Here is a 25,945-nt window from a genome sequence, read left to right on the forward strand (position 1 = left end):
GGTATTAGATAAAAAACAAAATTTAAATAGGGTTGCTATTGCATGAATTTCAAATATATCCAGGAAAAATTTGCGCCTATTATCAAAATCATATCTACGGTTCTGATATCCAGCGCTATTGGCTTAGAACTGTGGAATATTTATGCAATTACCCATAATATTCAAGTACCAAGTAGCCTCACTCCAATTTTTTGGTTTGAGCGTTTTGCTGTCTCCTGCCATTTAATTGAAGCAATTATTGCAGGTTTCTATGCACCTTCCAGAAACCATCTACCCATAAAATACGCCACTTATACTTTTTTTGTTGGTACCGTTGGTTTGCTGGAATTATTTGATAAATCCAAGGAATAGCTACGATTATTAATTTTTGAAATTAACCTAGGATGCGTTATTAACGCATCCTACAGTTTTATGTAAATATTATGCGTTGTTTAGGTTCAGGAATTGTACGACCTAATTTTTTAGCAGTTTCAACCCATTCTTTCATAATAATTTCTGTATTTTTTAGTGCTTCTTGATAAGTTTGCCCATCAGCAGCACATCCCGGTAATTCTGGAACTTCAGCAATAAATGCTTGGTCTTCTTTACTCCAGTAGAGAATTATTTCATAACGAAGGTTCATTTTTAGTTCCTAACTGGTATTTCAGAATTACTGCACGGACTAATTTAATTTGGTAGGCTTTGGCTTTACCATTATGGTGTTGTAAGTTTAATATTTCTTCAACACCTTGTTTGGTAAAAATGTAATGTCCGCCACGAATATGTTCATTAAAGCCTAGTCTAGTTAAAAGTTGCCATAGTTGGGCAAAAGGGATTGCGGTATCAGATATCCCCGATAGGATTTTCGCTAAAAGTGGATCTGGTTGACTCACGAGTTTGAGATGATTTGACTGTATTCTATAGTGTCATATTTATAGAATACTGTCCTTATATAAGTGCGATCGCTCGCCTTGGCAATTGTATAATTACTTATCACCGCTATCCGCATTATCCCACCCCTGTTTTTTCTTTAGCTAAATATAGCCTGAAAATTTCGGGTGGTGATGCTGGAAACGCTTGTGTAGTAAGGAAAGCTGGTTGTGCGATCGCCTGAACAGAATTGAGATCCCCGACTTTTTCAAAAAGTCGGGGATCTGGGAAGCAACGGTGTTACTTTTGCTGTCTATTCATCAGAAGAACTTCCATCTCGCCTTCCTAGTTCATAAATACCAGAAGAAATACAAGCAAGTATTCCTGTACTAACTCCCCAACTACGACCTAAACTGATTTCCACACCCCAGTAAACTAAAGCGCCTACTATCAAAAACGGCACAATACTAAACAAGGAAGCGTAGAAAGCGTTTTGGGATTCTCTGGCTTTACGAGTTTTCTCGAATTCTGATCTACTGGTGTAGAGTGATTGTTCAGCGAAGTTAAACCAACGATTTAGCTGCACAATTACCCATTCACTAACTCGTGAAAAAGCTAAATATAATGCCAAAGACCACAAACTCGCTCCAGCGATCGCAATTTTATCCAATTCAAACTGGAAAGGCAAAAGTTCTGTCAGCATAGCTTGTCGGAGTGTCGCAAATGCCTAATTTTAGCGTTAAAGCTGGGATCGATGCTCAATTAGCAGTTTCATTAATTTTCTGACTAAAATTAACAGTATTTTACCGGATGTGCAATTCGCTTAGTAGTAAATTATCTCAGCCATGACTCTACTTATAGCCCTTGGCGAATAAACTTACATACACTATTACTCCGTGAAAACAAGCACAGGTATTTTCTCTTAGATATGCAATTAATCCGTAATTCCTAGCTAACCACTACGCCGATTAGCGATTATACTTGTGTACTGAAATGTATGATAAATGCCGAATTAAATCTGATTATTTGGTTTTTAATTGCACTAATTAAACCCACCAATTTGATATTTAAAAAATCTGATTTGTTAGCCAGATAACTTGACATGACAATGTTTACAAGTGATATATTATCATGTCTTGATATTGCAATATCAATAATAAATTGGCTGATACAGCAGCTTTTTTAAACATATTCAACTGTAATTTTCAAGCAATTTACTGATACATCAATTGGATTGAGGACGAAAAATGAGTATGCGTCAGAAAAAAGCATTAGTATACGGAGCTACTTTATTAACAATAGGATTGAGTCTGGTAAGTTTAATCACTATATTACCGAAACCAGAAGTAGCTGGAGCTAGAGAAGTTAAGTCAAATAAAGCCAATTCCAGCAATGCTTGGCTAGCTGCATCTTTTCCTGTAGAAAACTTTCAAGGCTATACTTCTGCTTTTGGTTATCGCCGTTCTGCTACTGGTGGTAGTAATTGGGAATTTCATGGCGGCTTAGATATTGCAGCTCCACAAGGTAGTTACATTCGCAATTGGTGGGCTGGTAGAGTACTAAAAGTAGGCGATCGCAATGCCTGTGGCACCCATATAATCATTAAATCTGGCACATGGGAGCATACTTATTGTCACATGGAAGGCAATGTAGAAGTCATCTCCGGTCGTCGTTATCTAGTCGATCGCGCAGGTGGAATTCAAATTGCTGAAGGTCAAAATATCCCCACAGGTTATAGAATTGGGCGAGTAGGAATGACTGGAAGAACTACCGGGCCTCATTTGCATTGGGGATTGAAGTATGACACTAACTATGTAGATCCAGCAATGGTTTTGCGAGAAATGTTTTCCCAACAGCAAATTGCTAGAAGAGGCGGATCAACAATTAATGCTCAACAGTCACAAGTCGTAATTCAAGAATCCGCAACTACTGGCGATTCTGGTTATTAGATTTTAAATAGGGGCTTGTCCCCTATTACCTATTAGCTGGAAAATAAAGATTATATACTCCCCGTAAGGGGATTGAAAATTTTACGAAAGTTGAGTAAAGAGCGATCGCTCTTACTTAACCCCATTCTGCATATACAGCAAGCAAGATGTTACCAAGCGAATAAATTAGCTAGAATTTTTGAAACTAAATAGATTTAAGAAGAAAATTTGATACAGTCCGGAAAAGATTGTTCCTAAAGTGAAGTTTGGCTCCAGTAGAAGATTTTGCTTGAGCTATGAATAAAAAATACTTATGCAGTAAGCTGGGATTACTGTTAGCACTTATATTGCTTTCCTCACCCTCTGTTGCTCTTGCTCAAACAGAAGTACAGAGTCAAGATGACATATTAATTGAAGCAGTTTCAACCGATCAGATTGATGTAGTAAAAAATTATCTTGATAATGGCGGCGATCCTGATAGATATTTTGCATTAGCCGTTAGTGATGGTGCCATGCAAAGCGTGCAAATGATGCTGCGGCGAGGCGCAAATGTGAATTATGGCGATCAATATGGCATTACACCTTTGATGGTTGCAGCTAGATATACCTATCGTGCTGGGGTAGAAATGACAAAGTTACTGCTAGACAAAGGTGCTGTAGTTAATGCCAAAAGCCTAAAAGATAGTACTGCACTCATGTTTGCTTGCTCTCCCCCTGCTCAATACTATGAAGATGATTATGTAAAAGTTGTACAAATGCTAATAGCTAAGGGAGCGAAGATAAATGTTAAAAATCAGATGGGTGCGTCACCACTGAGTGTTGCGACTGGAGGTAATTGGCAGAAGATAGTTGCTGTACTCAAGAAAGCAGGCGCTAAATTCTAGATACGGGTTTGTTAGTCGTCAACAGTCACCAGCCAACAAAAAATGCGATCGCACCCAGCAATTAGCAGTAAATCAATTTTGGATTTTGGATGCGTGGATTTATTCTACCTAGCTTGCTTCTTGAGAGCGAGTATAAATTCAGAAGCTTTAGAACTGGTGAGATATGAACTTATCAATCTTCAATCCAAAATTTAAAATCTAAAATCTAAAATCTAAAATCTAAAATTCGGTAAGCTGTTTGAGGGCGTTTTTCACAATCTACTATGGCAACGATTAACGACAACTACCTCAAGTTGAAAGCTGGTTACCTGTTTCCCGAAATTGCACGACGGGTGAATGCTTTTGCTGAAGCCAATCCAGATGCAAAAATCATTCGGCTTGGTATTGGTGATGTCACAGAACCTTTACCTGAAGCCTGTCGCACAGCCATGATCAAAGCCGTAGAAGAAATGGGCGATCGCGCTACTTTCAAAGGCTATGGGCCAGAACAAGGCTATGCTTGGTTAAGAGAAAAAATTGCGGCTCAAGATTTCCAAGCAAGGGGAGCCGACATCGACGCTTCCGAAATCTTTATCTCCGACGGTTCTAAGTGCGATACAGGCAATATTTTGGAAATCTTTGGACATGATAATGCGATCGCTGTTACCGATCCTGTTTATCCTGTCTATGTAGACACCAATGTGATGGCAGGAAATACAGGAACTGCTAACGATAAAGGTGAGTTTGCAGGCTTAGTCTATCTCCCCATTACCGCCGAGAACAACTTCACCGCAGAGATTCCCTCACAAAAAGTTGATTTAATTTATCTTTGCTTCCCCAACAACCCCACAGGTGCAACTGCTAGCAAAGCGCACCTGAAAGCATGGGTAGACTACGCTAAAGCAAATAACTCGATTATTTTCTTTGATGCAGCCTACGAAGCCTATATTACCGATCCGGAAATTCCTCATTCTATATATGAGATTGAAGGTGCAAGAGACGTTGCGATCGAGTTTCGCTCTTTCTCTAAAAATGCCGGCTTTACTGGAACTCGCTGCGCCTTAACAGTTGTACCCAAAACCCTCACAGCCAAAGCCGCAGACGGTTCTGATGTCGAACTGTGGAAGTTGTGGAACCGCCGCCAATCGACCAAGTTTAATGGTGTATCTTACATTGTGCAACGTGGTGCTGAGGCAGTTTACTCTCCAGAGGGACAAACTCAAATTCAAACACTAGTTAGCTTCTATTTAGAAAACGCCAAAATTATTCGTGAGAAACTCACAGCCGCCGGATTAGTAGTTTATGGCGGTGTGAATGCACCTTACGTCTGGGTGAAAACCCCCAATGGCTTATCTAGCTGGGAATTCTTTGACAAATTGCTGCAAACTGTCAATGTAGTCGGAACCCCTGGTTCTGGTTTCGGTGCTGCGGGTGAAGGTTACTTCCGCATTTCCGCATTCAATAGCCGCGAAAATGTAGAAGAAGCAATGCAGCGAATTACAACTCGCTTGTCTTTGTAGGCTATCAAAATTAGCAACGCTGTTCGTGCGTTACAGCTTACGCCTAATGCATACTACATGGTAAACCTGCATCTGTAGTAGCGATCGCTCTTAAATTGGTATTAGCTATTAGCCAGAGACTTCATTCTCTGGCGACTAGTCAATTTATATACCCAGCGTTTAACAGCAGATTTGCACTACCGATAGAGCGTAAATAAAATATTAATTGCTACAATTTCAGTAAAATATAGTATAATAATTTTCAATTTAATTACTGAATGTTACTTAACTAGTAAATAATTCAAAATTCTGAATTTAATTTGAGCTTCTAATCTAGAATCTCATCAGAACTGAAAAAAATTGAAAACTCCTAATAATTTTTAGAGTTTTTTAATTACGAATTAGTAATAATGTAGAGGAAATATTATGACTACCAACAAGCCTTCTTTTCATGATGAGACCAGCCTATCAGAAAGAGCTGAAGAATTGGGAAAAAAAGCTTTGGAATTAGGACTAATTCCCAGTTTTGTTGTGCGCTACTTTGCAGATAACAGACAATTTTATATTCCAGATGAAAACCAATCCGAACCACTTACACCAGAAGAAGCATATATGCGCCTCAAAAAGATAGTAGAACAAGCTAGTAAATAACCAAACTCTAGTTTTTAGTTTGAATTTAGCAGGAAATTTTACCTATTTTAATAGATAGATGTCAGGGCATAACATTCTTGTGCCCTATTATTTTGTTATCAATACTATTGAGTCTCGCAAGTTGAATCAGCTACTTAATTCTTGAGCTTGTTAACTATGCAAATTCCTCAAAATGAAACAGCCCTGCGGTAGAACCGAGGGCTTATCAGTCAGAAGATAATATCAAACCTAATGCTGACAATGCTAACGAAGCTGAATTTGTGGTAACTCTTTCAATAGCTAGAATATAGTTTTAAGCAATATTGTCATTAATATTACAAATAAAGCAGCAAATTACCAACATTAAGCCCGATTGTGCTAGCAGTTACAAATATGAGTATTTATAGTTCAGGTTTTCTCCGAATTAAGTTAATTAAGTTATAGAATTATTCATCTCTGAGGATAGAGAATCTAGCAACAACTAGAAACTAGTCTAAAAGAATAACCTGTTTCAAAGTTGCAAATAATATGACATCAAAAACTCCTCCCGATAACCGCCAAGATGAAGGTAAATACGACCCTGAAGATAATCCAGGAACCCAAACAACTGTACCGACTACAGAAGAAGGCGATACTCCTCTTGATGAAAGATATCGGATGACTGGCCAAGAATCTGGGACTGATGTTCGCCAGGGTGCAGATCCAGAAGCTGCTGGAGGTACTATTACAGCCCCTGGTCTTCCCAATCAAGGCACAGAATCTCGCTAAAAAATTTCTATAAATTTGAAATGGTAGGGGCACAAGATGTTGTGCCCCTATCTGTGTAGGTAAAGGTTTTGACGGGTAAAAATAGACCAGAAAATTTGATTCACAAGTATATTCGGAAACTTTATTTAGAAATATTTACAAAAATATACTTATAATGATACAAACAACCTTCTAAGGTTATATTTCCCTTCAAAAATTAAGGAAAATGCCTGATAGCTTTTTCTCTCGGACTGTGGAAGATGACAATAAGGAAAGAAATTTGTATCTTTAAGTAGATACTTTATCTGCCGCCTAGATTTGAAGAATTGGTATGACTTGATACAACAAATTGGCAGATTTGTTAGGGAATGAGGGAGTAGGGGAAGCAGAGGAAGAAAACCCAATGCCCCCTTCGGGTGAATCCTTCGGATACGCTACGCGAGCGCAGTCGCCTGCGGAGGGAAACCCTCCCGCAGCACTGTCTCACCATGCCTCATGCCCAAGCTAGTTACAGTTAGGTTCTTAGCGGTTAATCTGTATTAATTTATCGTAGAGAACCAGAGCTATTACTAGTATTAGCAAGTAAGTATGATTTGTCACGTCAAAGCGGTAAGATGTCATGACACATGATTTTGAACTACCCCCTAAAAGCTTATCTTTATTAGCTTCCGTGGGAGGGGTTGTTACAGCTATAATCGCTATCGCTAGTCTAAATTATTTATCTAAGCAGCTAACTAGTACTGATACTGTGCTAAAAACTGAAATTTCAACTTCTCACTCTGATACAAATAATAAAGCAGCACAAGCTATTGCCAAACTTGATGCTCAATCTTTAGCATTGCCTGGTACACCTGTGATTCCTAGTCAGGTGACAGTCAATACAATTCCTTATGTTGCGCCGGGAGTAGGAGCATTAACGCCTTGGGACGTTGCAACTGCTCATCAGGCTTGGTTGTACTTCCAACGTAATTGGAACAAAGAAACAGGCTTGGTCAACTCTGTTGATGGATATAACACTATAACAATGTGGGATCAAGCTTCTGCGATCGCCGCTTTCGTAGCAGCGAGAGAACTCAATTTTATATCTGCTACTGAATTCGACCTCAAAATCAGCAAAATGCTTGATACTCTAGCATCTTTGCCTTTATACAAAGGAGAATTGCCTAACAAAGTCTACAATTCTCAAACCCTAACACCTGTAAATTACGGACATCCAGATAAAAAAGCCGAAATTGGCTGGTCGGCTATCGATTTGGGACGAATGGCAATCTGGCTCAAAATAGTAGGTACAAAATATCCGCAGTTAAAATCTAAGTCTGATGCTGTCTGGCAGCATTGGCACGTTCAACGTCTGACTAAAGACGGGCAAATGTATGGTGCAAGCGTCATCGAAGGTAAGGAACAATACAACCAAGAAGGACGCTTAGGCTATGAAAATTATGCCGCCTATGGTTTAAAACTGTGGGGTTTGGATGTCAATGAAGCCTTAGATTATCAGTCTGACGTTGCCTTTGCAAATATTTACGGCAAGGGTGTACCTTTCGACCAGCGTAACTACGAAAATTCGGGAGCCAATAACTATGTTTTGAGCGAGCCTTATATTCTTGATGGCATTGAGACTGGTTTTCAAACTTTACCTAAAGCTTATGCCGATCGCGTTTTAGCCGCTCAAGAAGCTCGTTATCACAACACAAAACAGTTAACAGCCGTTTCCGAAGATAACGTAGATCGTCCTCCCTACTTTGTTTACAGCAGCTTGCTTGTAAATGGTGAACCTTGGGCGACAATCACAGAAACTCAAGAAAAACACAATAATTTGCGCTTTCTCAGTAGCAAAGCGGCGATCGCTTGGCATGTGCTTTATAACAATGCTTACACTCGCCAATTATTTGATTTTGTACAAAAAAATCTCAAGTCTGAGAAAGGTTGGTATAACGGCTTCTACGAAGATTTACAGCAGCCAAATACTTCTCTAACTGCTAATAATAATGGTGTAATTCTTGAAAGTTTGCTTTATAAGCATGTAGGCAAGCCACTTACAGTTTGGGCAGGGGTAAAATCAGGACGTGCTTCTGGCAAAAAATCTCTCTAATCCCAAATTGACTTTCAAAAATTAATTTTTTCAATATGCTGCAACGCCATAAAAAGACGCTAATGAGAGCGATTGCATTTTTTCTCATTGGCACATTTTTGCAATTTTGATTTTATTTACTCTGCTATTACGATCTACTTAATCTTAAATATCTTCATTCTTGAATGTTATGTTTGATCAAATCAGCACTGCTGGGCCTTTTCTTACTGCTTAGTCTAAACTCCAGCTATATATCTTGCAGATTTGATTAATTGAGTGCCAAAATAATAAAGTGAAATTTATTATCTACATAACAGGAAATTTAAGTAATGAAAATAAAATTAACAATTATAGAGCCATCGGGTATTTTAGATGCTATTAGGGGTAATCAATTGCGTCGTGAAGTTAGCGACATTGTCACTAGGCAAACAGGATTAGATGTTTTATTGATTGACCTCAAAGACGTGAGCTTTATTGATAGTTCTGGTTTAGGCGCTTTAGTTTCAGCTATGCAGATAGTACGCAATGCTAATGCGAAGCTCTTTGTATGTTCTGCTAGTTCTCAAGTCAAAATGTTATTTGAATTAACCAAAGTAGATAGAATTATTCAAAACTTTGCCGATCGCGATGAATTTCAACGTCATGTATTGTCAGTACAGTGAAATACTCTAGAGTTAATTAGGGTATAATATATAGAAATTTTATTATGACAATTTGGCGTACATAAATAAACTGTTGTAAGCAGCCAAAAACCCTAAATTAGAGATTGTTGAATTCTCTGCCAAGCTACTAATTTAGCCAAAGCTTACCTTCAGCAAAGATAAATCATCTGCTAGATTTTCTTGAGTATTTAAAGACAAAATCTCGGCGAATACTTGCTGCAGCTGAGTAGTCTGCTCAGTGCTACATTTGATTAACAATTCAATAAAAGCATTGATACCCCAAAGCTGACCATTAGGCTGATGAATTTCGTAAGCACCATCGCTAAAAATGTATAAACTGCTGTGAGCAGAGATTTCAACAGTCACATCCTCAAACTCCACATTAGGAACAAAGCCAATAGGTAGATTTAAAGAACTTAGCTGTTTGACACTCATGTCTGTTGTATCTATTCCAGATAACAATACTGCGGGTGGATGTCCAGCACTAGCGTAGATGAGGTGACGTTTTGAGCAATCGTAAACTCCATACCAGATAGTAAAGTACTTATCATTGTGATGGCTCATAGGAAAGGCTTGATTGAGAGCGTAAAGTACTTCTTTTGGTTGACTAAAGTTAGTGTTGGGTAGAGACTGCGATCGCAACACATTCAGTACAGATACAGACAAGAGCGCTGAACCCACCCCATGTCCTGATACATCCATCAGATAAATGGCTAAACGCTCGTCATCTAGCCAGTAGTAGTCAAAGCAATCACCACCTAACTGCGCTGAAGGAATAAACAGTGATTCTGTTGTGACTGTTCCCTCCATTGGGGATGGTAAAAGCGATCGCACATAATCAGCAGCTTCAGCTAGTTCTGCTTCTAAAATTTGCTTTTGAGTTTGCAGGCTTTGATTGAGTTGCTCTAAAGCCTGCTTTTGAGTTTGCAAATCTTGATTTAGTTGGTGTAGCCTTAACCCTGCTCTCACTCTTGCTTTTAATTCATTCATCTCTATTGGCTTTGAGACAAATTCATCTGCACCTGCATCTAATCCTAGAACTCTATCTTTTTCTTCTCCACGAGCTGCACCTTTAGCCGTTAGGAGAATAAAAAAAGTAGTTGCTAATTCTGGATCGGCTTTAATACGACGACAGACCTCTATTCCGTCCAATTTTGCCATCATCCAGTCACATATAATTAAAGCAGGAGTTATGCTCCTTGCTAGGGCGATTCCCTCTTCTCCATTGCTGGCTGTCGTCGTATCGTATCCTTGGTTTTGTAGTGTTCTTTTTAGTGCTATACGTACTATAGGATCGTCATCAATTATGAGAATTTTAAACATAAGTTTTATTTAAAAAAGCTTAAATTTAATTGAGAATATAATTAAGATTATCACTTATATTAATTAATCAAACTGTAATTAAATATTATATAATAAAATATTAAAGTTGCTAGTTTTGGTTTTGACTTAATGTAATCAATAATCAATAAATTTGACAGGTTAAAGTTACAGTGAATCATAAAATCCATCTCAAAGTTGATACAGATCTGAATAATTCTGCACAGGTTTTATCATGGTTTGAGCAGATAAATAGACCGCCCATTTCTGATGCAAAAATCTGGTGGCAATGCCAAACTTTGCTGATAGAAGGTTTTGCAAATATTGTGGAACATGCACATAAAAATTTACCCGTAGAAACGCCTATTGAATTAGAAGCTGTGCGTTCAAGGGAACATATAGAAATCAGAATTATGTCGAAAGGCCCTGCTTTCGATTTAGCTCGAAAATTACAAGAAGTCGCGGCATTTGAAGATAACGATCAAGAACGTGGACGTGGATTAAAAATCATGTCGGAGATTGCTGATAAGTTAACTTACGAGCCCACAAAAGATGCTCGTTACTGTTTATTTATTAGTAAATATTATTGATTATTTTGGTGCAACAAAAAAGCTTGAATTTGGCTGATGTATTTAGTTAATTCATCAATTAGTTTCGCAGTACCTCTCCGTTCCTGTTCGTGAGCTAGTTGTTCTAATTGTTCTGCAGCCCGGCGCATAGGTGTCACACCCACATTAGCGCTAGCACCTTTAATGTGATGAGCTTCTTGCGCTAGTTGTTCAAAATCATTATTCTCGATTGCGGCTTTAGTGATATCTAAATGAGTGTGAGTATCTTCAACAAAAATTTCTAATAACTCAAATTCAAATTCTGTATTGTCTTCTGAAAGTTGATGTAGGTGTTCCCAATCAATTAGTAAACCTAGGGGATTAGTGTCTGTGGTCTTGGCTTCAGGTTTACAAACCACAGTATCCTGCGGCTTCAAAATTATACTTCCCCAATAGTCTAACATGGCTAAAAGTTTGTCTTTAATTACTGGTTTACTCAAATAGTCATCCATACCAGCATCAAGACACTTTTGTCTATCTTCTTTCATCGCATTAGCAGTCATCGCAATTACTATAGGACGACGACGGCTAGCAAAGGAGCTTTCTGGCAAACGATGAATTTGTCTTGTGGCATCTAAACCATCAAGCACAGGCATCTGACAATCCATAAAAATTAAGTCGTAGGGAACTTTTTTTAATATTTCCAGTGCCTCTTGACCATTAGCCACCACATCCGCGCTATAGCCTAAGCTTTGCAATAGTTTGATAGCGACTTTCTGATTGACGAGATTATCTTCAGCTAGCAGAATTCTTAACTGAGATTTACTGGCAACTTTAGTTTGTATGGTTTGCACAGAATTAGACATTTTTGTAACTGCTGAATTATCGAAATTATGAGGTTCTGTCCCGTTTCCTAAGTTATTCATAATAATATCCAAAAGGCGAGATGGCTTCACAGGTTTGACTAAATAAGCAGCAAATCCTATTTGCAGTGATTGTCTAACTTCATCCCTTTGATTAGTAGAAGTAAGCATAATCAAAGGTATCTCACCAATGGCAGAATTGGCTTTAATTTTGGCTCCCAAACTTATACCATCTGTGTCGGGCATTTGCATATCAATCAAAGCAATATCATAAGGCTGTGACTGCTGATAAGCTTTTTGTATAGCACTGAAGGCGGCTGCTGCACAGTCGGCTGTATCTACCTGCATTCCCCAACGGGTAGCTTGATGGTAGATGATTTTACGATTAGTAGCATTATCATCCACAACTAATAAACGACGATTCTTTAAAAATCCCCGATCGCTAATTGGTACAACAGGCTGGATTTGCTTGGCAAACGTCACTCTAAACCAAAACTTTGAGCCTTCACCTAGCTGGCTTTCTACCCCAATTTCTCCCCCCATTAAAGTTACTAGCTGTTTGCAAATAGCTAACCCTAAACCTGTCCCGCCATATTTACGGGTAGTGGAAGCATCCACTTGGGTAAATGGCGTAAAAAGTTTGCTTTGGTCTCCTGGGGAAATACCCAAACCTGTATCTGTAACCGCAAAATAGATGGTAGCTGTAGTTGGAGTTTCTGATTCTAATTCTGCTCGGACTAAGACCTCACCTTTACTAGTAAATTTGATAGCGTTGCTGAGTAAATTCATTAAAATTTGTCGCAAACGACTAGCATCCCCTTTCAGGTAAGTAGGAACATCGCGTTGAATTAATGCTCCCATTTCTATCCCCTTACTATGAGCTTGGGGAACTAATAAATCGATTACCTCTTCCACACAGGTTGATAAATCAAAGTCTAGAGTTTCGAGAACCATTTCCCCAGCCTCTAGTTTGGATAAATCCAAAATCTCGTTGATTAACGTTAGTAAAGCATCGCCACTAATGCGAATAGTTTCCACAAAATCTCGCTGTTCGGCGTTTAGCACCGTGTCTAACAATAAGCCAGTCATCCCCAAAACGGCATTCATGGGGGTACGAATTTCGTGACTCATGTTTGCTAAAAAAGCACTTTTAGCTTGAGATGCCAACTCGGCTTGACTGCGAGCAGCTTCAAGTTCTTGTATTTGCAGAGTTTCTGCTTCTAGCAATTTAGCATGGGCTAAAGCCATAGCAATTTGGTCAGCTAATTCTCGTAAAAGTTTCGTTTCCCAATTAGTCCATTGCCTTGGATGGTGGCATTGATGAGTAATCAGTAATCCCCAAAGCTGACTTTTTAAGATAATTGGCACAACTAAGTTAGCTTTAACAGCAAATTGCTGGAGCATTTCAATATGGCAAGGTTGAATCTGAGATTGCTCAATATCGTTAATGGCGCTAACTCTACCTTGACGGTATTGATCAATATAATTTTCGCTAAAGCAAGGATCAAAAATATTCTGCCCCATGATTGTAGGCAAGTCAGGCATCACTACTTCTTTGAGGGTTGTAAAAGAGCCATCTGATTCTAATTGCAATATCAGTACTCGGTCTGCCTTCAGCAGCTTTTGCACCTCTGTCACGCTGGTTTGCAGAATTTCATCTATTTGTAAAGACTCCCGAATTTTAAGAGTGATATCAGCCGACAGTTGCGATCGCAAATTTTGGCGTTGGAGTTCTTCTTCTCCCTGCTTGCGCTCAATAAACTGACCCAATAAGTTACCAATAGTAGTCAGACTCACTAGCAAATCTAAATCTATTTGCTGCTTCTCCCGCTTGCGAAAAGCAATCACACCAAAAGTTTGGTTGCGACTATATACAGGAAAACCAAAAACAGATTGCAATCCTGCTTCAGCAATCTGTTGGTCGGCACAGTTGGCAGATGCCAACATATCATCAATCCAAATCGGTGTATTATCGGCCCACACACGACCAGGTAGACCTACTCCCAAAGCAAAAGTGGTTTGTCGGGTAAATGCTTCCAACTCTGATGTTGCTAAAGATGATGCATACCAAATATCAAGACAACGCAAAACATTGGCTTGTTGATCCACTAACCACATTTCCCCTGCATCCCAACCCAAACTCTCGCAGATTCCCTGCAAAATCAAGGGAATAGCTTCAGCAATATTATTAGCGGCGGTTAATACGCTGGTTGCGGCATATTGAGCATTCAAGTGTTGTTCTGCTCGTTTGCGATCGTTAATATCATGTGCAGTGCCCATAATTTGGCACGGCGTACCATCTGCTCTTTGCTTAAAAATGGTTTCACGATGCCAAAACCATCGCCACTCGCCACTACTATGCTTCAGTCGTTGTTCAAATTCTACTACCTCGTTGTCTTTGAGTTTTTGAGCAGCCTCGAAATATCTCATTCTGCTGGGCAAATAGTCAGGATGAATAATATTAGTCAAAAAGTCCGAACCCATTGCTGTAATTTCTTCTGGCTCGTATCCCAAATATCTACTCGCAGGTTTGTTGGTATAAATAACACTCATAGTGTCCAAATCGAACACATAAATTAAACTGGGTGAATTGTCCGCAATGCTTTCCGCAAACCATTTGCTATCTTGCAAAGCGGCTTCTGCTTTTTTGCGTTCGGTAATATCAACCCCTGTACCAATAACATATTCAACCTGCCCAGCATCATTCTTGAGGATGGTGTTTGACCACGCAATCAAGCGGAAACTACCATCTTTTTTCACCCAGTAGTTTTCGTACTCATGGAGAAATTGACCACCTTGTAGCTGTTGAAAAACGACTTTAACTAGCTCTTTTTCCTCTGGAGTTAGCAAGATGTCCCAGAAATATTTACCCCTAACTTCATCAAATGAGTAACCAGTGGTTTGCTCACAAGCTTGATTGAAGCGAACAATTCTTCCTTGCGCGTCGAGAACAATCACTAAAGCTGCAACTGTATTTAAAATTTCTGAGATTAAATAGCGTTCTTGTTCTATGATTGCTTCTGTTTGCGATCGCTCTTTAATTTCGCGATAGATTAGATAGTAAACTACACTGAGAATCATAAAACATAGGCTAATGGCGATGACGATTGTCAAAATTGTCTGCGTGCCACTAGCTTTGGCTGCTGCAGCATATTGTTGATGTTGCTGGCTGTCTTCATTTCGCATCTTCGCCATCAGCTTGCGAATCTCATCCATGAGATTATGACGGCGATTGCTCAAAAATAACTGCCAGTTAGAATCAGAACTATTTTGCTGACGAAAATTTATAGTTTCCTGAATTTCGGCTAATTTTCCTGTGATTAATATTTCTAAATGAGAAATTTGTTGTTGCTGTGGCTGTTTTTTAGATAATTTTTTTAGCTCTTGAACATGGGAACTAATATTATTAACTGCTATCTTATAAGGTTCTAAATATTTTTTTTCTCCTGTTACCAGATAATCAAACTCACTATTATCGGCATCTTTGAGCAGAGATAGTAGTTTTTCTTGAGTATAAATTTTCTCCTCTGTAGTTTTTTCTGCGTTCAGATTTTCAATAAATATTTTTGTATTATGGTAGGACAATATACCAGTTATTACTAATATGGTAGATGCTAGTCCTAGTGCTGCCGCAATCTTTTTTAAGAATTGCATACGTGTCTTTTTAATATATTTATTTTTCTGATATGGCAGCCCTAAACTTGTTAAATCGCGTCGCAGTTCTAGTTGCCTAATAGCATAGCGGCCTAAAATCCGTAAGGCTTCCATCTGTTCTACAGTCAGTTCCCTTGGCACATGGTCAATCACACAGAGTGTTCCTAAAGCATATCCATCTACATTAATTAGAGGTATACCTGCATAAAAACCTATATAAGGCTCTGATGTAACTAAAGGATTAGTGGCAAATCTTTCGTCAGTTTTGGCATTAGGAACCACAAAAACTTCAGATTGTAAAATTGCATAGGCACAAAATGAAATATCGCGGGAGGTTTCTACATCTGTTAAACCAACTTTCGATTTAAACCATTGACGGTTACTATCGACTAAGCTAACTAGGGCGATGGGAGTGCCACAAATATACGATGCTAAATAAGTTAGGTCGTCAAAAGCTGCTTCAGATACTGAATCTAAGATCCGATACTGGGAAAGTGCTTCAAGTCTCTGTGCTTCGTTATTAGGTAATGCTGCTTTCATCCTTGCGCTTGATTTGTAGGTCAAAAGACCTCAATAAATCGATCGTGCTGAACTTACGATCGCTGTCTAAGTAGTTTGTCGTAAAAATACCCAACATATAGAGCAGAATTTATACATTTAAAAAATAAGATTCATATATTAATAATGATGCTTTTTTACGAAAATCGTTATAGTAACTTCACTGATTATGGTACAGATACAAGACTGTTAACTCTTGATTACCGAATTAGATTCAAGATGAATCCATCTCAATACTTGTTGGTTAAGGGCAAAAGGAGATGGGGAAAAGGGACAAGAAAAAACCTTGTTGAAGCTTTGCAATAATTTATACTACTTAAACAAATGTGACATATCGCTGGGAACACAACTAATGTTGTAGCCTAATGAATTAATTTCAGCAGTGCAAACATGATTGAAATTGGTATTTAGTATTCATATCTAATATTTTATGGCAATAAAAACTTCTCCATATCTTCTGCTCAAAGTCTGAAATAATTAATAGTTAACTGCTAATATCGCGATTTCCGTATTGGTGGGTCAGAGGATAAATACAGATCTACGCAGATAAATTTGTACTGTAACAAATGAGTAAACGCTAGAAAAAATGGAAAATAAATTTTGTAGTCTTTTAGCTATTAAGGCTTTGCACAACTGCTTATACAACTCAAAGATTGTTAATTTTAAATTTTTAATTTGGAGTAAGCAACGTGACTGTGACTATTCCCTCTAAACCACGAAAGTTACCCCATCAAGCAATAGGAGCTAAAATTTTCCACTGGATTAATATCATTAGCCTGTTTATGATGTTGACTAGCGGACTACAAATTTATAATGCTAATCCGGTTTTTGGTGGGCGTACAGGTATACATATTTTTCCTTTATTTACATTAGGAGGTTGGCTAGCTGGGGGTAGACATTGGCACTTTTTTGCTATGTGGTTATTTTCGCTAAATCTATTATGGTATGGAGTTTATGTTTTTATTACTCGCCGTTGGCGGCATAGATTTGTCGGTGCCAATGATGTCAAAGCATTACAAAAAACTCAGAACAGCAAGCGATTAATTTATGCTTGGCATCGCATTGTTTATACAGCTATTATTCCTATCTTACTTTTGGCTTTATTTACTGGTATAGGTATGTATAAACCTGCTCAATTTTCCTGGATTGTGGATTTATTTGGCAGTTGGCAAGGATTGCGTATTGCTCATTTTGCCTCAGTGCCCATTGTAATTGTATTTGCGATCGCTCACTATTTTCTAGGACGTAAAGCTGGTGGTCAAGAACTTACAGATTCTATGTTTTGGTAATTTGGTATTCATCGACTTTTTTATTTGAGATTGGGTACTATACACTACAACAGCTTGCAGACACATAATTTTAAAAAATAATCTAGCTCTTGTGGAACAAGAATTTTCCTCTCTACTAGTGTATGAATATTGAATAGTGCTCACTCTGCAAATTCTATGTTTAGCTAAATTATTTCTCGGCTTTTTAATATGGGTTTAATTCGCAGCAATATTCCTCAATTTACACGTCGGCAATTTTTACAAATTTCTGGATTATCTAGTGCCAGTTTATTACTTGGTGGCTGTGGTACACCTAGCTTTGAAGATTTGGTGGGTAAATTATCGGAACCACTTAACCAGAAGGTAGAAACTTTTATCTTTAAGCCACAAAAGCCAGTACCAGAATTTTCGCCAAGTCAAATTCAACCAGAAGCTTTAATTGTGAATAGCTTTAGGTCTACTCCAATTATTGATGAGGAGAAGTATCGCTTAATTATTGATGGTGAAGTTAATCAACCTCTGAGTTTGAGTATAGCAGAAATTCGCGCTTTGCCCCTCACTTCGATGATTATCCGCCATGTTTGTGTAGAAGGCTGGGCTGCGATCGTGCAATGGGGTGGTGTAAGTTTAAAAGAAATTCTCACAATTGCTCAACCGAAAGCAAATGTTAAGTATGCTTATTTTAAATCAGCCGATGGCTATTATGAAAGTTGGGATATAGCATCAGTTTTACATCCCCAAACTGTATTAGCTTATCAAAAAAATGGAGAAGCCTTACCGATTGATAATGGCGCACCACTGCGTTTAGCTTCGCCAATTAAGTTGGGTTACAAACAGAGTAAATGGGTAACTCAAATTACACTAACTAGTTATTTATCACCTTTTAAAGGCTATTGGGAAGACCAAGGCTACGAATGGTTTGCAGGACTTTAGTTGCAATTAATATTAGTTTTTAATTGTTGAAATTTGGCTCTGGACTCATAATAACCATGAACTTTTTTGATAAACTACAAAATAATATTACCCATAACCAAAGCCTACTATTTGTAGGACTTGACCCCAATCCAGAGATGATGCCCAAGCGCTATGCAGATGAAGATATGATAGCGGGATTATGGAATTGGTTGCAATTTATTATTGCTGAAACTGCTGATTTTGTCTGTGCTTATAAACCAACACTCGGCTTTTATGAAGCTTTGGGAATTCCTGGGTTAGAACTGTTACATAAAACTTTAAAAGCAATTCCCCAGCATATTCCCATTATTTTAGATGCCAAGCACAGTGATTTAAATACTAGTACTATTTTTGCCCGCACTGTTTTTACGGAATGGCAAGTAGATGCTATTACTCTTAGCCCTTATATTGGGCAGGATCATGTAGCGCCATTTTTAGTTTATCCTGATAAAGCCGTCTTTATTTTATCTTGTACATCTAATCCCGGAGCCGAAAGTTTACAACAATATCCTACTAACGAATCACCGCTATATTTACAGGTAGTCAAAGAATCCAGAACTTGGGGTACACCAGAACAATTAGGTTTAGAAGTAGGAACTACCAATCCTGAAGTTTTGGCATTGATTAGAGCCGTAGCCCCTGAAAGAATAATTATGGCTCGTAGTATCTGGGCTCAAGAAAATAATCTGCATGAAATTTTAGCTTCAGGTTTGAATGATCACGGTGACGGCTTGTTGATTCCTGTGCCTCAAGATATGTTAAGTAGCCCACAGTTAGCTCAGGAAATTGCATCTTTAAGGGCAGAAATTAACTTAGCCAAAAATAACATTATTCAAGAGAATTCCAGCTGCTCTGTGTGGCTACCTGATGTATGTTCTTTTAACCAACATCCACAGCAAGATTTAATTTTACAACTGTATGATATTGGTTGCATTATGTTTGGTAGCTTCGTACAAGCATCAGGAGCAACATTTCCTTATTACGTCGACTTACGGAAAATAATTTCCAATCCGCAAGTTTTTAATCTAGTACTGACTGCTTATGCAGAGATTTTACAAAATCTGACTTTTGATAGGATAGCAGGTATTCCCTACGGTTCTTTACCAACAGCAACAGGGTTAGCTTTGCGTCTTAATTATCCGATGATTTTCCCACGCAAAGAAGTAAAAGCACATGGAACTCGTAAGGTAATTGAAGGTAACTTCCATGCTGGTGAAACTGTTGTGGTTGTGGATGATATTCTCATTAGCGGTAAAAGTGCGATGGAAGGAGCAGAAAAATTACAATCTGCAGGGTTAAAAGTTAATGATATCGTGGTATTTATCGACCATGAAGCAGGAGTGAAAGATAGGTTAAAAGCAAATGGTTACAACAGTTATGCAGTTTTAACTATTTCGGAAATTACAGAAACTCTGTATCAAACTGGACGTATTAATGAAGAGCAATTTTTGGCTTTTAAAGAAAGCTAGTGCAGCAAGTAAAACCAAAAGTAAAAAAATATTTTTATCTGCTCATCAACCTTAAGGGATAACATACGATCGCAGTTGTCAATTAACTTTCTCTTTGCCAACCAACATCAGAGTTTTGTAACTAAATATTATGAATTTCTCACTCAATCAACTAATTAAAATATTAATTTTAACGCTACTATTTCCTTTAGTGTTTCTTAATGCTTGGCTAGTATTTAAATTTTTTCAATATTTTCAACCAATAGTCACAATTTTTGTATTATCAAGTTTGTTTGCGTTTATTTTAAACTATCCAGTTACACAACTACAAAAACGCGGGGTTAAGCGTAATTATGCAGTAGCACTAGTTTTTATCTCAGCCTTATTAATTTTAATCAGTTTAGGCATTACTTTATTTCCCCTAGCTTTGGAACAATTTAATGAAATGGCTAAACTTCTGCCTCAATGGATTGATGCTAATGAGGCAAAAATTAAAGCTTTCAATCATTCTCTGAGTAATCAAAGATTAAAAGTTAATTTCGGTCAAATACTAACTCAGATAACTAATCACTTACCTGATGAATTAGAGTCTATATTTAATAATTTTTTGATTATTATCAAAGATACTATCGATAGCGTTTCTGAAGTAATAGTGACAGTTGTTTTGACTTTTTATCTATTGATAGATGGAAAGAGAATTTGGGAAGGTCTTTTTAGTAAAATACCAAGTAAGTCTGCTCAAAAAGTGAGAGAATCTCTGCAACAAAATTTTCAAAATTATTTAATTGGTCAAGTAAGTTTAGCTCTATTGATGGGTATAGCTGAAACACTATTATTTTTAGCTTTTCAAATTCAGTTTGCTTTACTATTTGGGTTAGGGGTGGGAATTTTAAGCTTAATTCCTTTTGGTGATGTCGTCAGCTTAATAGTAATTATTTTAATAATAGCGTCCCATGATATTTGGCTAGCAGTGAAGATTTTTGCAGTCGCTATTATTATAGACCAGGTAATTGACCAAGCGATCGCACCCCGTCTGTTGGGGCGGTTTACAGGACTGAGACCCGTATGGGTAATAGTTTCTTTATTAGTAGGAACTTATATTGGCGGCTTGTTGGGTTTACTAATTGCGGTACCTATAGCTGGTTTTATCAAAGATGCAGCTGATGGTTTTATATCTCTCTCTGATGATGCCAAAAACACTATTGAACCCCCAAGCCTACCAGAAATCTTAACAGAAGAATCCACTTAAATTGGCAATAGGGTAACTAGGTAAATAAATGAATCTTGACTCTTGTACAGACGCGATTAATCGCGTCTCTGGACAAACCCTATGCTCAATTATCTTTCCTAGCAATCTTCAACATCATATTACCACCTAGCTGTAATTCATAATCAACTTTTGCAATCTCTACACTGTAACCTGCTGATGTGTAATGCTTTACTATCTCATCTAAATAGGGAGAAGGTTTTGACATTAAAGTCAGTAAAGGAAATATTCTGATTTCTTGAGCAATTCGGAGCATTTCTGCAACCGAATTGAGATGAAAATCGTAATCAAAGTGTTCAGAATATAAAAATAAAAAATGTGAACAAAGAGCTAAATCAAATTCTTGACTTTGATAGTTTAAGCTTGGCAATTCACCAGTTATATATCTGCGATTCTGCTTACCAAATTCATAGTCAGCAATAAATTTTTCAATAACTTTTAACCGATGATGACGCAAATCATCTGGCGATTTATGGTAGCTCCACACCCAATTATTAGGCGTAGCTTTCACTTGGTCAATAATAGAATCAACTACTTCATTAAATCTAGCTAATATCTCTTTCGCAGAAAATTGGTATAGAGGATCAACGGAAATCACGTTTTTAACGAGAAGATTCATTTCTGCATTAAAACTTGCTGGCCCATCCCCAATACCAATAATTTTTTGGCGTTGCATAATAGAGGGATGAATTTAGGTGCGCTACTGTGAATTGTCCATACTGCGGCTCTACTGAGATTAGGAAAAATGGCTGGCGACGAGGTAAACAGAATCACATCTGTACTAATTGCGATCGCCAATTCATTGATATCTACAGCCCACCAAAAGGATACTCAGATGAGAAGAAAGTAGAATGCTTAAAAGCATACGTTAATGGTGCAGGCTTTAGAGCAATTGAACGTCAAACAGGGATTCATCACACGACGATAATTAACTGGGTAAAACAAATCGGCGAAAAGTTGCCGGAGGCACCGCCAACAGATAAAATACCATCCGTTGGGGAATTAGATGAACTAGAAACTTTTGTGCGGTCAAAAAAAACAAAATTTGGATATGGACGGCGTTAGACCACTTTAATAGGGGAATTTTGGCTTGGGTTGTAGGAGACCATAGTGCAGAAACCTTTAAACCTTTATGGAATATTGTTAGCCTCTGGGGATGCTATTTTTACGTCACAGATGGATGGCCTGTTTACGCTAGTTTCATTAACCCAGGAGACCATATTATTAGCAAAACATATATGACACGAGTAGAAGGAGAAAATACACGTTTACGCCATTATCTGGCACGTCTACATCGCAAAACATTATGTTACTCCAAATCTGTAGATATGCTTAAGCTATCAATTAAATTGTTACTACATTACCTGAAGTATGGAGAAATACCCGTATTTAGCTAATTCATCCCGCATTTATGCAACGCCAATTTTTTTATTTAAATCTGCATTTGTTAAATTAAACATTTTTACATATTCATCCATTGACCTCCCGAAAGGAAAAACTTTATCTAAAACCAGCGCCATAAAATTATCCTCATAAGTAGAACCTCATGAGGATAATATAATATTTCTATTTAAAATTTGGATTTTACTGAGCGTCAGTATGCTTGTTTTTCTCTTTTATCAGGATTTCTGTGGCTTTATCGGCAGCAACTGGACGATAGAAAAGGTAACCTTGTACATCTTCACAATTGATAGATTTCAAGAATTCTAATTCTTCTGCTTTTTCTACACCTTCAGCTGTCAACCTTAATCCTAAATTCTGCCCTAATACCACTATTGCTTTGATAATATGAGCTACCTTATCATCTCTGGTTAACTCTTGGATAAAAGACTTATCAATTTTTAAATGATGTAGGGGTAAAAGTTGTAGGCGAGAAAGAGAAGAATGACCTGTACCAAAATCGTCAATGGAGAGGTACACGCCCATTTCTTGGAGAGCATCCAACACATTTCGCGTAAACTCTAAATCTTCAATTGCGATTGATTCTGTAATTTCTAATTCTAAAAATTTGGGTTCTAGACCTGTCTCTTTTAAGATATTATTTAAAATTTCTACCAGATTAGGTTGACGAAACTGTTTAAGAGAGAGATTCACAGCCACTGTCAAGGGAGTAAATCCAGCATCTTGCCAAGCTTTATTTTGCTTACAAGCTGTCCTGAGTACCCATTCGCCAATGGGGACAATTAATCCGCTTTCTTCGGCAAGGGGAATAAACACGCTAGGCGCTACTAATCCCATTTCTGGATGTTGCCAGCGTAAAAGCGCTTCCATACCAGAAATTTGCCCAGTTATAATATTAACTCGAGGCTGATAGTACACCATGAATTCTTCCCTCTCTAGAGCAAAACGCAAACTCTTCTCTAAAGTTAGGAGTTCGGGTGTTTTGGTAGATAAAGCTGTGGTGTAAAATTGGTAGTTATTTCTCCCGGCATCTTTTGCGTAATATAAAGCGGCATCCGCGTGCTGGATGAGGGTTTCCGCATCAGGACTATCTTCATTCAGCAGCGCAATCCCCAGACTCGCACTCACATAAAGTTCGTGTCCCTCAATTTCAAAACAATTTTCTAGGGCTTGTAGAATTCTTTGAGATACCTGTGTGACTTCGTCAAGATGATTAACTTGGGGTAGTAAAATTGTGAATTCATCTCCCCCCCAACGGGCAATGGTATCCCCTGCTCTCAGACAATCTCTCAGGCGTTGAGCCACAGATTTTAACAGAGTATCCCCTAATGTATGACCCAAAGTATCATTGATTACCTTGAAACGGTCTAAATCGAGGAACATGACTGCTAGGCTGTCATGAGTGCGAGTAGCGTTAGGTAAAGCTTTATCCAGTAATTCATTAAACAGCAGGCGGTTGGGTAATCCTGTCAGTAAATCATGTAGTGCTTGGAAGCGAATCTTTTCTTCGACTTGCTGACGTTGCCAAGCGGCGTTAATACTAGCTGCCATAGTTAACAGCGTAGATTCTTCATGCCTTGACCAGCGACGCTCTTTTGAACAGTCAGCCAAGCCTACATAACCCCAAAACTTTTCCTCCAGACGCAGAGGCACGAGGAAGATAGATTGAATACTATCGCGAGCCAAGATTTTTTGTTCATCAATGGGAAATTCCTCAGTGATTCCCATAATTGACTCGCCACATGAGAGTGTGCTGTACCAACGGGCAAGTTCAGAAGATTGATAAGATATATTCTGCCAATTTTGCAAAGATGGTTCTATGTTTGAGCCTGTCCATTCAAACTTGAGGCTGAATGCTAATTCCCCTGTAATTGGGTGGATATGATTTCTAAAGAAATAAGCACGGTCTACTTGAGCAGCTTCACCCATCATAGTCAGAGTTTTCTCAATCCCTGTCTGGTAGTTCATTTCTACCAGCAAATAATTGGCCGATTCGGCAACTGCTTGTAGTAGCCTGTCTCGCTGACGCAATTCGGCTGCGGCTTGTTTTTGCTCGGTAATATCCCTAACTATAAAAGTTCTAATTAAATCACTTTCAGGCAGATAATGAATAGATTGTTCAAAAATTTCTGTGCCAACTTCTACCTCGCGCACAAAAGAATTTTCAGACTTAGCATCTCGATTCTTAATTGTATTGAGCAATCCTGATAATACTGGATGTTTTTCCCCGAATTCTCGCAGGTTAGGAAACTTGACAGATGCTGCCGGATTTAAATAAATGACATTTCCCTCTATATCCATTTCAATAATAGGATTAGGAATAAGTTCGGGAAAAGATGCTAGGCGTGCAAGTACGGTTTCGCTAGCTCCCTCAAAAGTAGAATCCGGCGAAATTAAAGTTTCAAAAGGATTAACTGGATTGGCTTGTTCGGATAAAAAGCTAGATATATCTTCTACTGTAATAGATTCCGAAAATGCTTTTTCGGAAATATTAGAAATAGCATAATATTTTGCATGAACTTGGTTATTACCAAATGCAATTACATCGCCATTTTGCAGATTATGGGAGAAGCATTTATTACCATTTACAAATACGCCATTAGTACTTTTTTTACCTTTAAAATCACCATCAATAATCCGAAAACCATATTGATCGGTTTCGGGAATCGTTACTCTTAATAAAATGGCGTGTTGCCTGGATACGGAGCGCGAACGTAGGACTATAGCGTTTCTCGAATCTCGTCCCAGAGAATAAGTAGCATCCTGAAGAGGGATGGTACGCTGCCCTTGTAAGTCTTTGACAACCAAAAGGTGACGTATTTTTTCCCGTTCATGTTCTGGCATGTCTTTTCCTCACATTGTCATATCTTCGGTCTTCTTTGACAAAATAAAACTTTAATAAGTCCTAACCTTGAGCTTCTATTTACTGCATAGAGCTACTCAATCACTGCGAGATGTATTAATGAAAGGATAGACTGGGATTAATTTGGAATTTAGCTATTGAATAAAATATTTCCAGTTATCTCGTACCAGTATTTCCTTAAGAATTTTAAAATTAGTCTCAAATCACTAGAAGATGAAAAAATTCGTCTTACAGTCAAATTTATCGACTTTTTTATGTATTCACTCCTCAGAATAAATTCAAATACCTCGGATTATGTATGGTATATTTGCGGATTTTTGTTTAAATTAGGTAAGAAGCTAACAAGCAAAAAGTTATAGTCAAAGGGTAGTTGCCTTGAAAAATCGATAATGTTCACAGTATAATTGCTGAATATAAGGAATAATATTATCACAGAGAACTTGATTTAGCTTACTGAGAAATACGATAATCTGGGTTTGGGTATTAAAAGCATGAGGAGAGAGTGACGAATCAAAAAAATTCGCATCCCTCCTAATGCACAAATTTTGTAGG

The 25,945-nt window shown here is 38.0% G+C and carries 22 protein-coding genes; 15 read left to right on the top strand and 7 right to left on the bottom strand.

Features of this window, described 5'->3' with window-relative positions; all coding sequences use genetic code 11:
• Positions 1-42: 42 nt before the first annotated feature.
• Positions 43-351: a hypothetical protein gene (locus tag AACU25_RS03700; RefSeq protein ID WP_096573958.1), complete on the top strand. Its 309-nt coding sequence runs from the start codon at positions 43-45 to the stop codon at positions 349-351.
• Between the two features lie 58 nt (positions 352-409).
• On the opposite strand, the gene AACU25_RS03705 is transcribed toward AACU25_RS03700, so the two are convergent.
• Complete coding sequence (locus tag AACU25_RS03705; RefSeq protein ID WP_096573959.1) at positions 410-622, bottom strand: type II toxin-antitoxin system HicB family antitoxin; 213 nt, start codon at positions 620-622, stop codon at positions 410-412.
• Positions 606-872, bottom strand: a complete 267-nt coding sequence (locus AACU25_RS03710) for a toxin HicA (protein ID WP_096573960.1) — start codon at positions 870-872, stop codon at positions 606-608. The genes AACU25_RS03705 and AACU25_RS03710 overlap by 17 nt, the downstream gene beginning before the upstream one ends.
• Before the next feature lie 14 nt (positions 873-886).
• Here AACU25_RS03710 and AACU25_RS03715 point away from each other — a divergent pair, with 14 nt between their 5' ends.
• A complete protein-coding gene (locus AACU25_RS03715) occupies positions 887-1,093 on the top strand; it encodes a hypothetical protein (RefSeq protein ID WP_190445978.1) in 207 nt (68 codons plus the stop codon).
• Positions 1,094-1,162: 69 nt separating this feature from the next.
• Here AACU25_RS03715 and AACU25_RS03720 read toward each other — a convergent pair whose 3' ends face one another.
• Positions 1,163-1,552 carry a hypothetical protein gene (locus tag AACU25_RS03720; protein ID WP_096573961.1) on the bottom strand — a complete coding sequence of 130 codons (390 nt, stop codon included), beginning with the start codon at positions 1,550-1,552 and terminating at the stop codon, positions 1,163-1,165.
• A gap of 544 nt (positions 1,553-2,096) precedes the next feature.
• Here AACU25_RS03720 and AACU25_RS03725 point away from each other — a divergent pair.
• The 7 genes from AACU25_RS03725 to AACU25_RS03755 all read left to right on the top strand — a co-directional run bounded on the left by AACU25_RS03725 (position 2,097) and on the right by AACU25_RS03755 (position 9,249).
• The gene (locus AACU25_RS03725) at positions 2,097-2,798 is read left to right on the top strand and encodes a M23 family metallopeptidase (protein WP_096573962.1); all 702 of its coding nucleotides are present in this window, start codon (positions 2,097-2,099) and stop codon (positions 2,796-2,798) included.
• Between the two features lie 275 nt (positions 2,799-3,073).
• On the top strand, positions 3,074-3,661 hold the full coding sequence (locus AACU25_RS03730; RefSeq protein ID WP_096573963.1) for an ankyrin repeat domain-containing protein: 588 nt from the start codon (positions 3,074-3,076) through the stop codon (positions 3,659-3,661).
• A 263-nt stretch (positions 3,662-3,924) separates the two neighbouring features.
• On the top strand, positions 3,925-5,160 hold the full coding sequence (locus AACU25_RS03735) for an LL-diaminopimelate aminotransferase (protein ID WP_096573964.1): 1,236 nt from the start codon (positions 3,925-3,927) through the stop codon (positions 5,158-5,160).
• Positions 5,161-5,565: 405 nt separating this feature from the next.
• Positions 5,566-5,790, top strand: a complete 225-nt coding sequence (locus AACU25_RS03740; RefSeq protein ID WP_096573965.1) for a hypothetical protein — start codon at positions 5,566-5,568, stop codon at positions 5,788-5,790.
• A gap of 507 nt (positions 5,791-6,297) precedes the next feature.
• Complete coding sequence (locus tag AACU25_RS03745; RefSeq protein ID WP_096573966.1) at positions 6,298-6,537, top strand: hypothetical protein; 240 nt, start codon at positions 6,298-6,300, stop codon at positions 6,535-6,537.
• Positions 6,538-7,135: 598 nt separating this feature from the next.
• Entirely contained in the window at positions 7,136-8,608 is a 1,473-nt protein-coding gene (locus AACU25_RS03750) for a DUF3131 domain-containing protein (RefSeq protein ID WP_190445977.1), read from the top strand.
• A 308-nt stretch (positions 8,609-8,916) separates the two neighbouring features.
• Positions 8,917-9,249 (top strand): STAS domain-containing protein, encoded by a 333-nt coding sequence (locus tag AACU25_RS03755; protein WP_096573967.1) that lies wholly within the window; start codon positions 8,917-8,919, stop codon positions 9,247-9,249.
• A gap of 132 nt (positions 9,250-9,381) precedes the next feature.
• Here AACU25_RS03755 and AACU25_RS03760 read toward each other — a convergent pair whose 3' ends face one another.
• Complete coding sequence (locus AACU25_RS03760; protein WP_096573968.1) at positions 9,382-10,572, bottom strand: SpoIIE family protein phosphatase; 1,191 nt, start codon at positions 10,570-10,572, stop codon at positions 9,382-9,384.
• 170 nt (positions 10,573-10,742) lie between these two features.
• Here AACU25_RS03760 and AACU25_RS03765 point away from each other — a divergent pair, with 170 nt between their 5' ends.
• Entirely contained in the window at positions 10,743-11,159 is a 417-nt protein-coding gene (locus tag AACU25_RS03765) for an ATP-binding protein (RefSeq protein WP_096573969.1), read from the top strand.
• Here the strand turns inward: AACU25_RS03765 and AACU25_RS03770 are convergent.
• The gene (locus AACU25_RS03770; RefSeq protein WP_096573970.1) at positions 11,153-16,174 is read right to left on the bottom strand and encodes a response regulator; all 5,022 of its coding nucleotides are present in this window, start codon (positions 16,172-16,174) and stop codon (positions 11,153-11,155) included. The genes AACU25_RS03765 and AACU25_RS03770 overlap by 7 nt on opposite strands.
• A 707-nt stretch (positions 16,175-16,881) precedes the next feature.
• Between AACU25_RS03770 and AACU25_RS03775 the strand changes: the two genes are divergently transcribed.
• From AACU25_RS03775 to AACU25_RS03790, 4 genes are all read left to right on the top strand, one after another.
• On the top strand, positions 16,882-17,481 hold the full coding sequence (locus AACU25_RS03775) for a cytochrome b/b6 domain-containing protein (RefSeq protein WP_096573971.1): 600 nt from the start codon (positions 16,882-16,884) through the stop codon (positions 17,479-17,481).
• 189 nt (positions 17,482-17,670) lie between these two features.
• A complete protein-coding gene (locus AACU25_RS03780) occupies positions 17,671-18,393 on the top strand; it encodes a molybdopterin-dependent oxidoreductase (protein ID WP_096573972.1) in 723 nt (240 codons plus the stop codon).
• A gap of 56 nt (positions 18,394-18,449) precedes the next feature.
• A complete protein-coding gene (locus AACU25_RS03785; protein ID WP_096573973.1) occupies positions 18,450-19,883 on the top strand; it encodes a bifunctional orotidine-5'-phosphate decarboxylase/orotate phosphoribosyltransferase in 1,434 nt (477 codons plus the stop codon).
• 130 nt (positions 19,884-20,013) lie between these two features.
• Positions 20,014-21,111 carry an AI-2E family transporter gene (locus AACU25_RS03790; protein WP_096573974.1) on the top strand — a complete coding sequence of 366 codons (1,098 nt, stop codon included), beginning with the start codon at positions 20,014-20,016 and terminating at the stop codon, positions 21,109-21,111.
• A gap of 85 nt (positions 21,112-21,196) precedes the next feature.
• Here the strand turns inward: AACU25_RS03790 and AACU25_RS03795 are convergent, their stop codons facing one another.
• The gene (locus tag AACU25_RS03795; RefSeq protein ID WP_190445976.1) at positions 21,197-21,805 is read right to left on the bottom strand and encodes an SAM-dependent methyltransferase; all 609 of its coding nucleotides are present in this window, start codon (positions 21,803-21,805) and stop codon (positions 21,197-21,199) included.
• A 29-nt stretch (positions 21,806-21,834) separates the two neighbouring features.
• Here AACU25_RS03795 and AACU25_RS03800 point away from each other — a divergent pair.
• Positions 21,835-22,526, top strand: a protein-coding gene (locus tag AACU25_RS03800; protein ID WP_096573975.1) for an IS1 family transposase whose coding sequence is annotated in 2 segments (ribosomal slippage) — positions 21,835-22,156 and positions 22,156-22,526 — 693 coding nt in all. Because the reading frame shifts where the segments join, the coding sequence is not laid out codon by codon here.
• A gap of 187 nt (positions 22,527-22,713) precedes the next feature.
• Here AACU25_RS03800 and AACU25_RS03805 read toward each other — a convergent pair.
• Complete coding sequence (locus tag AACU25_RS03805; RefSeq protein ID WP_096573976.1) at positions 22,714-25,374, bottom strand: EAL domain-containing protein; 2,661 nt, start codon at positions 25,372-25,374, stop codon at positions 22,714-22,716.
• Positions 25,375-25,945: the final 571 nt, after the last annotated feature.

This window comes from Tolypothrix tenuis PCC 7101 (assembly GCF_963874875.1).
Classification (GTDB): Bacteria; Cyanobacteriota; Cyanobacteriia; order Cyanobacteriales; family Nostocaceae; genus Aulosira; species Aulosira tenue.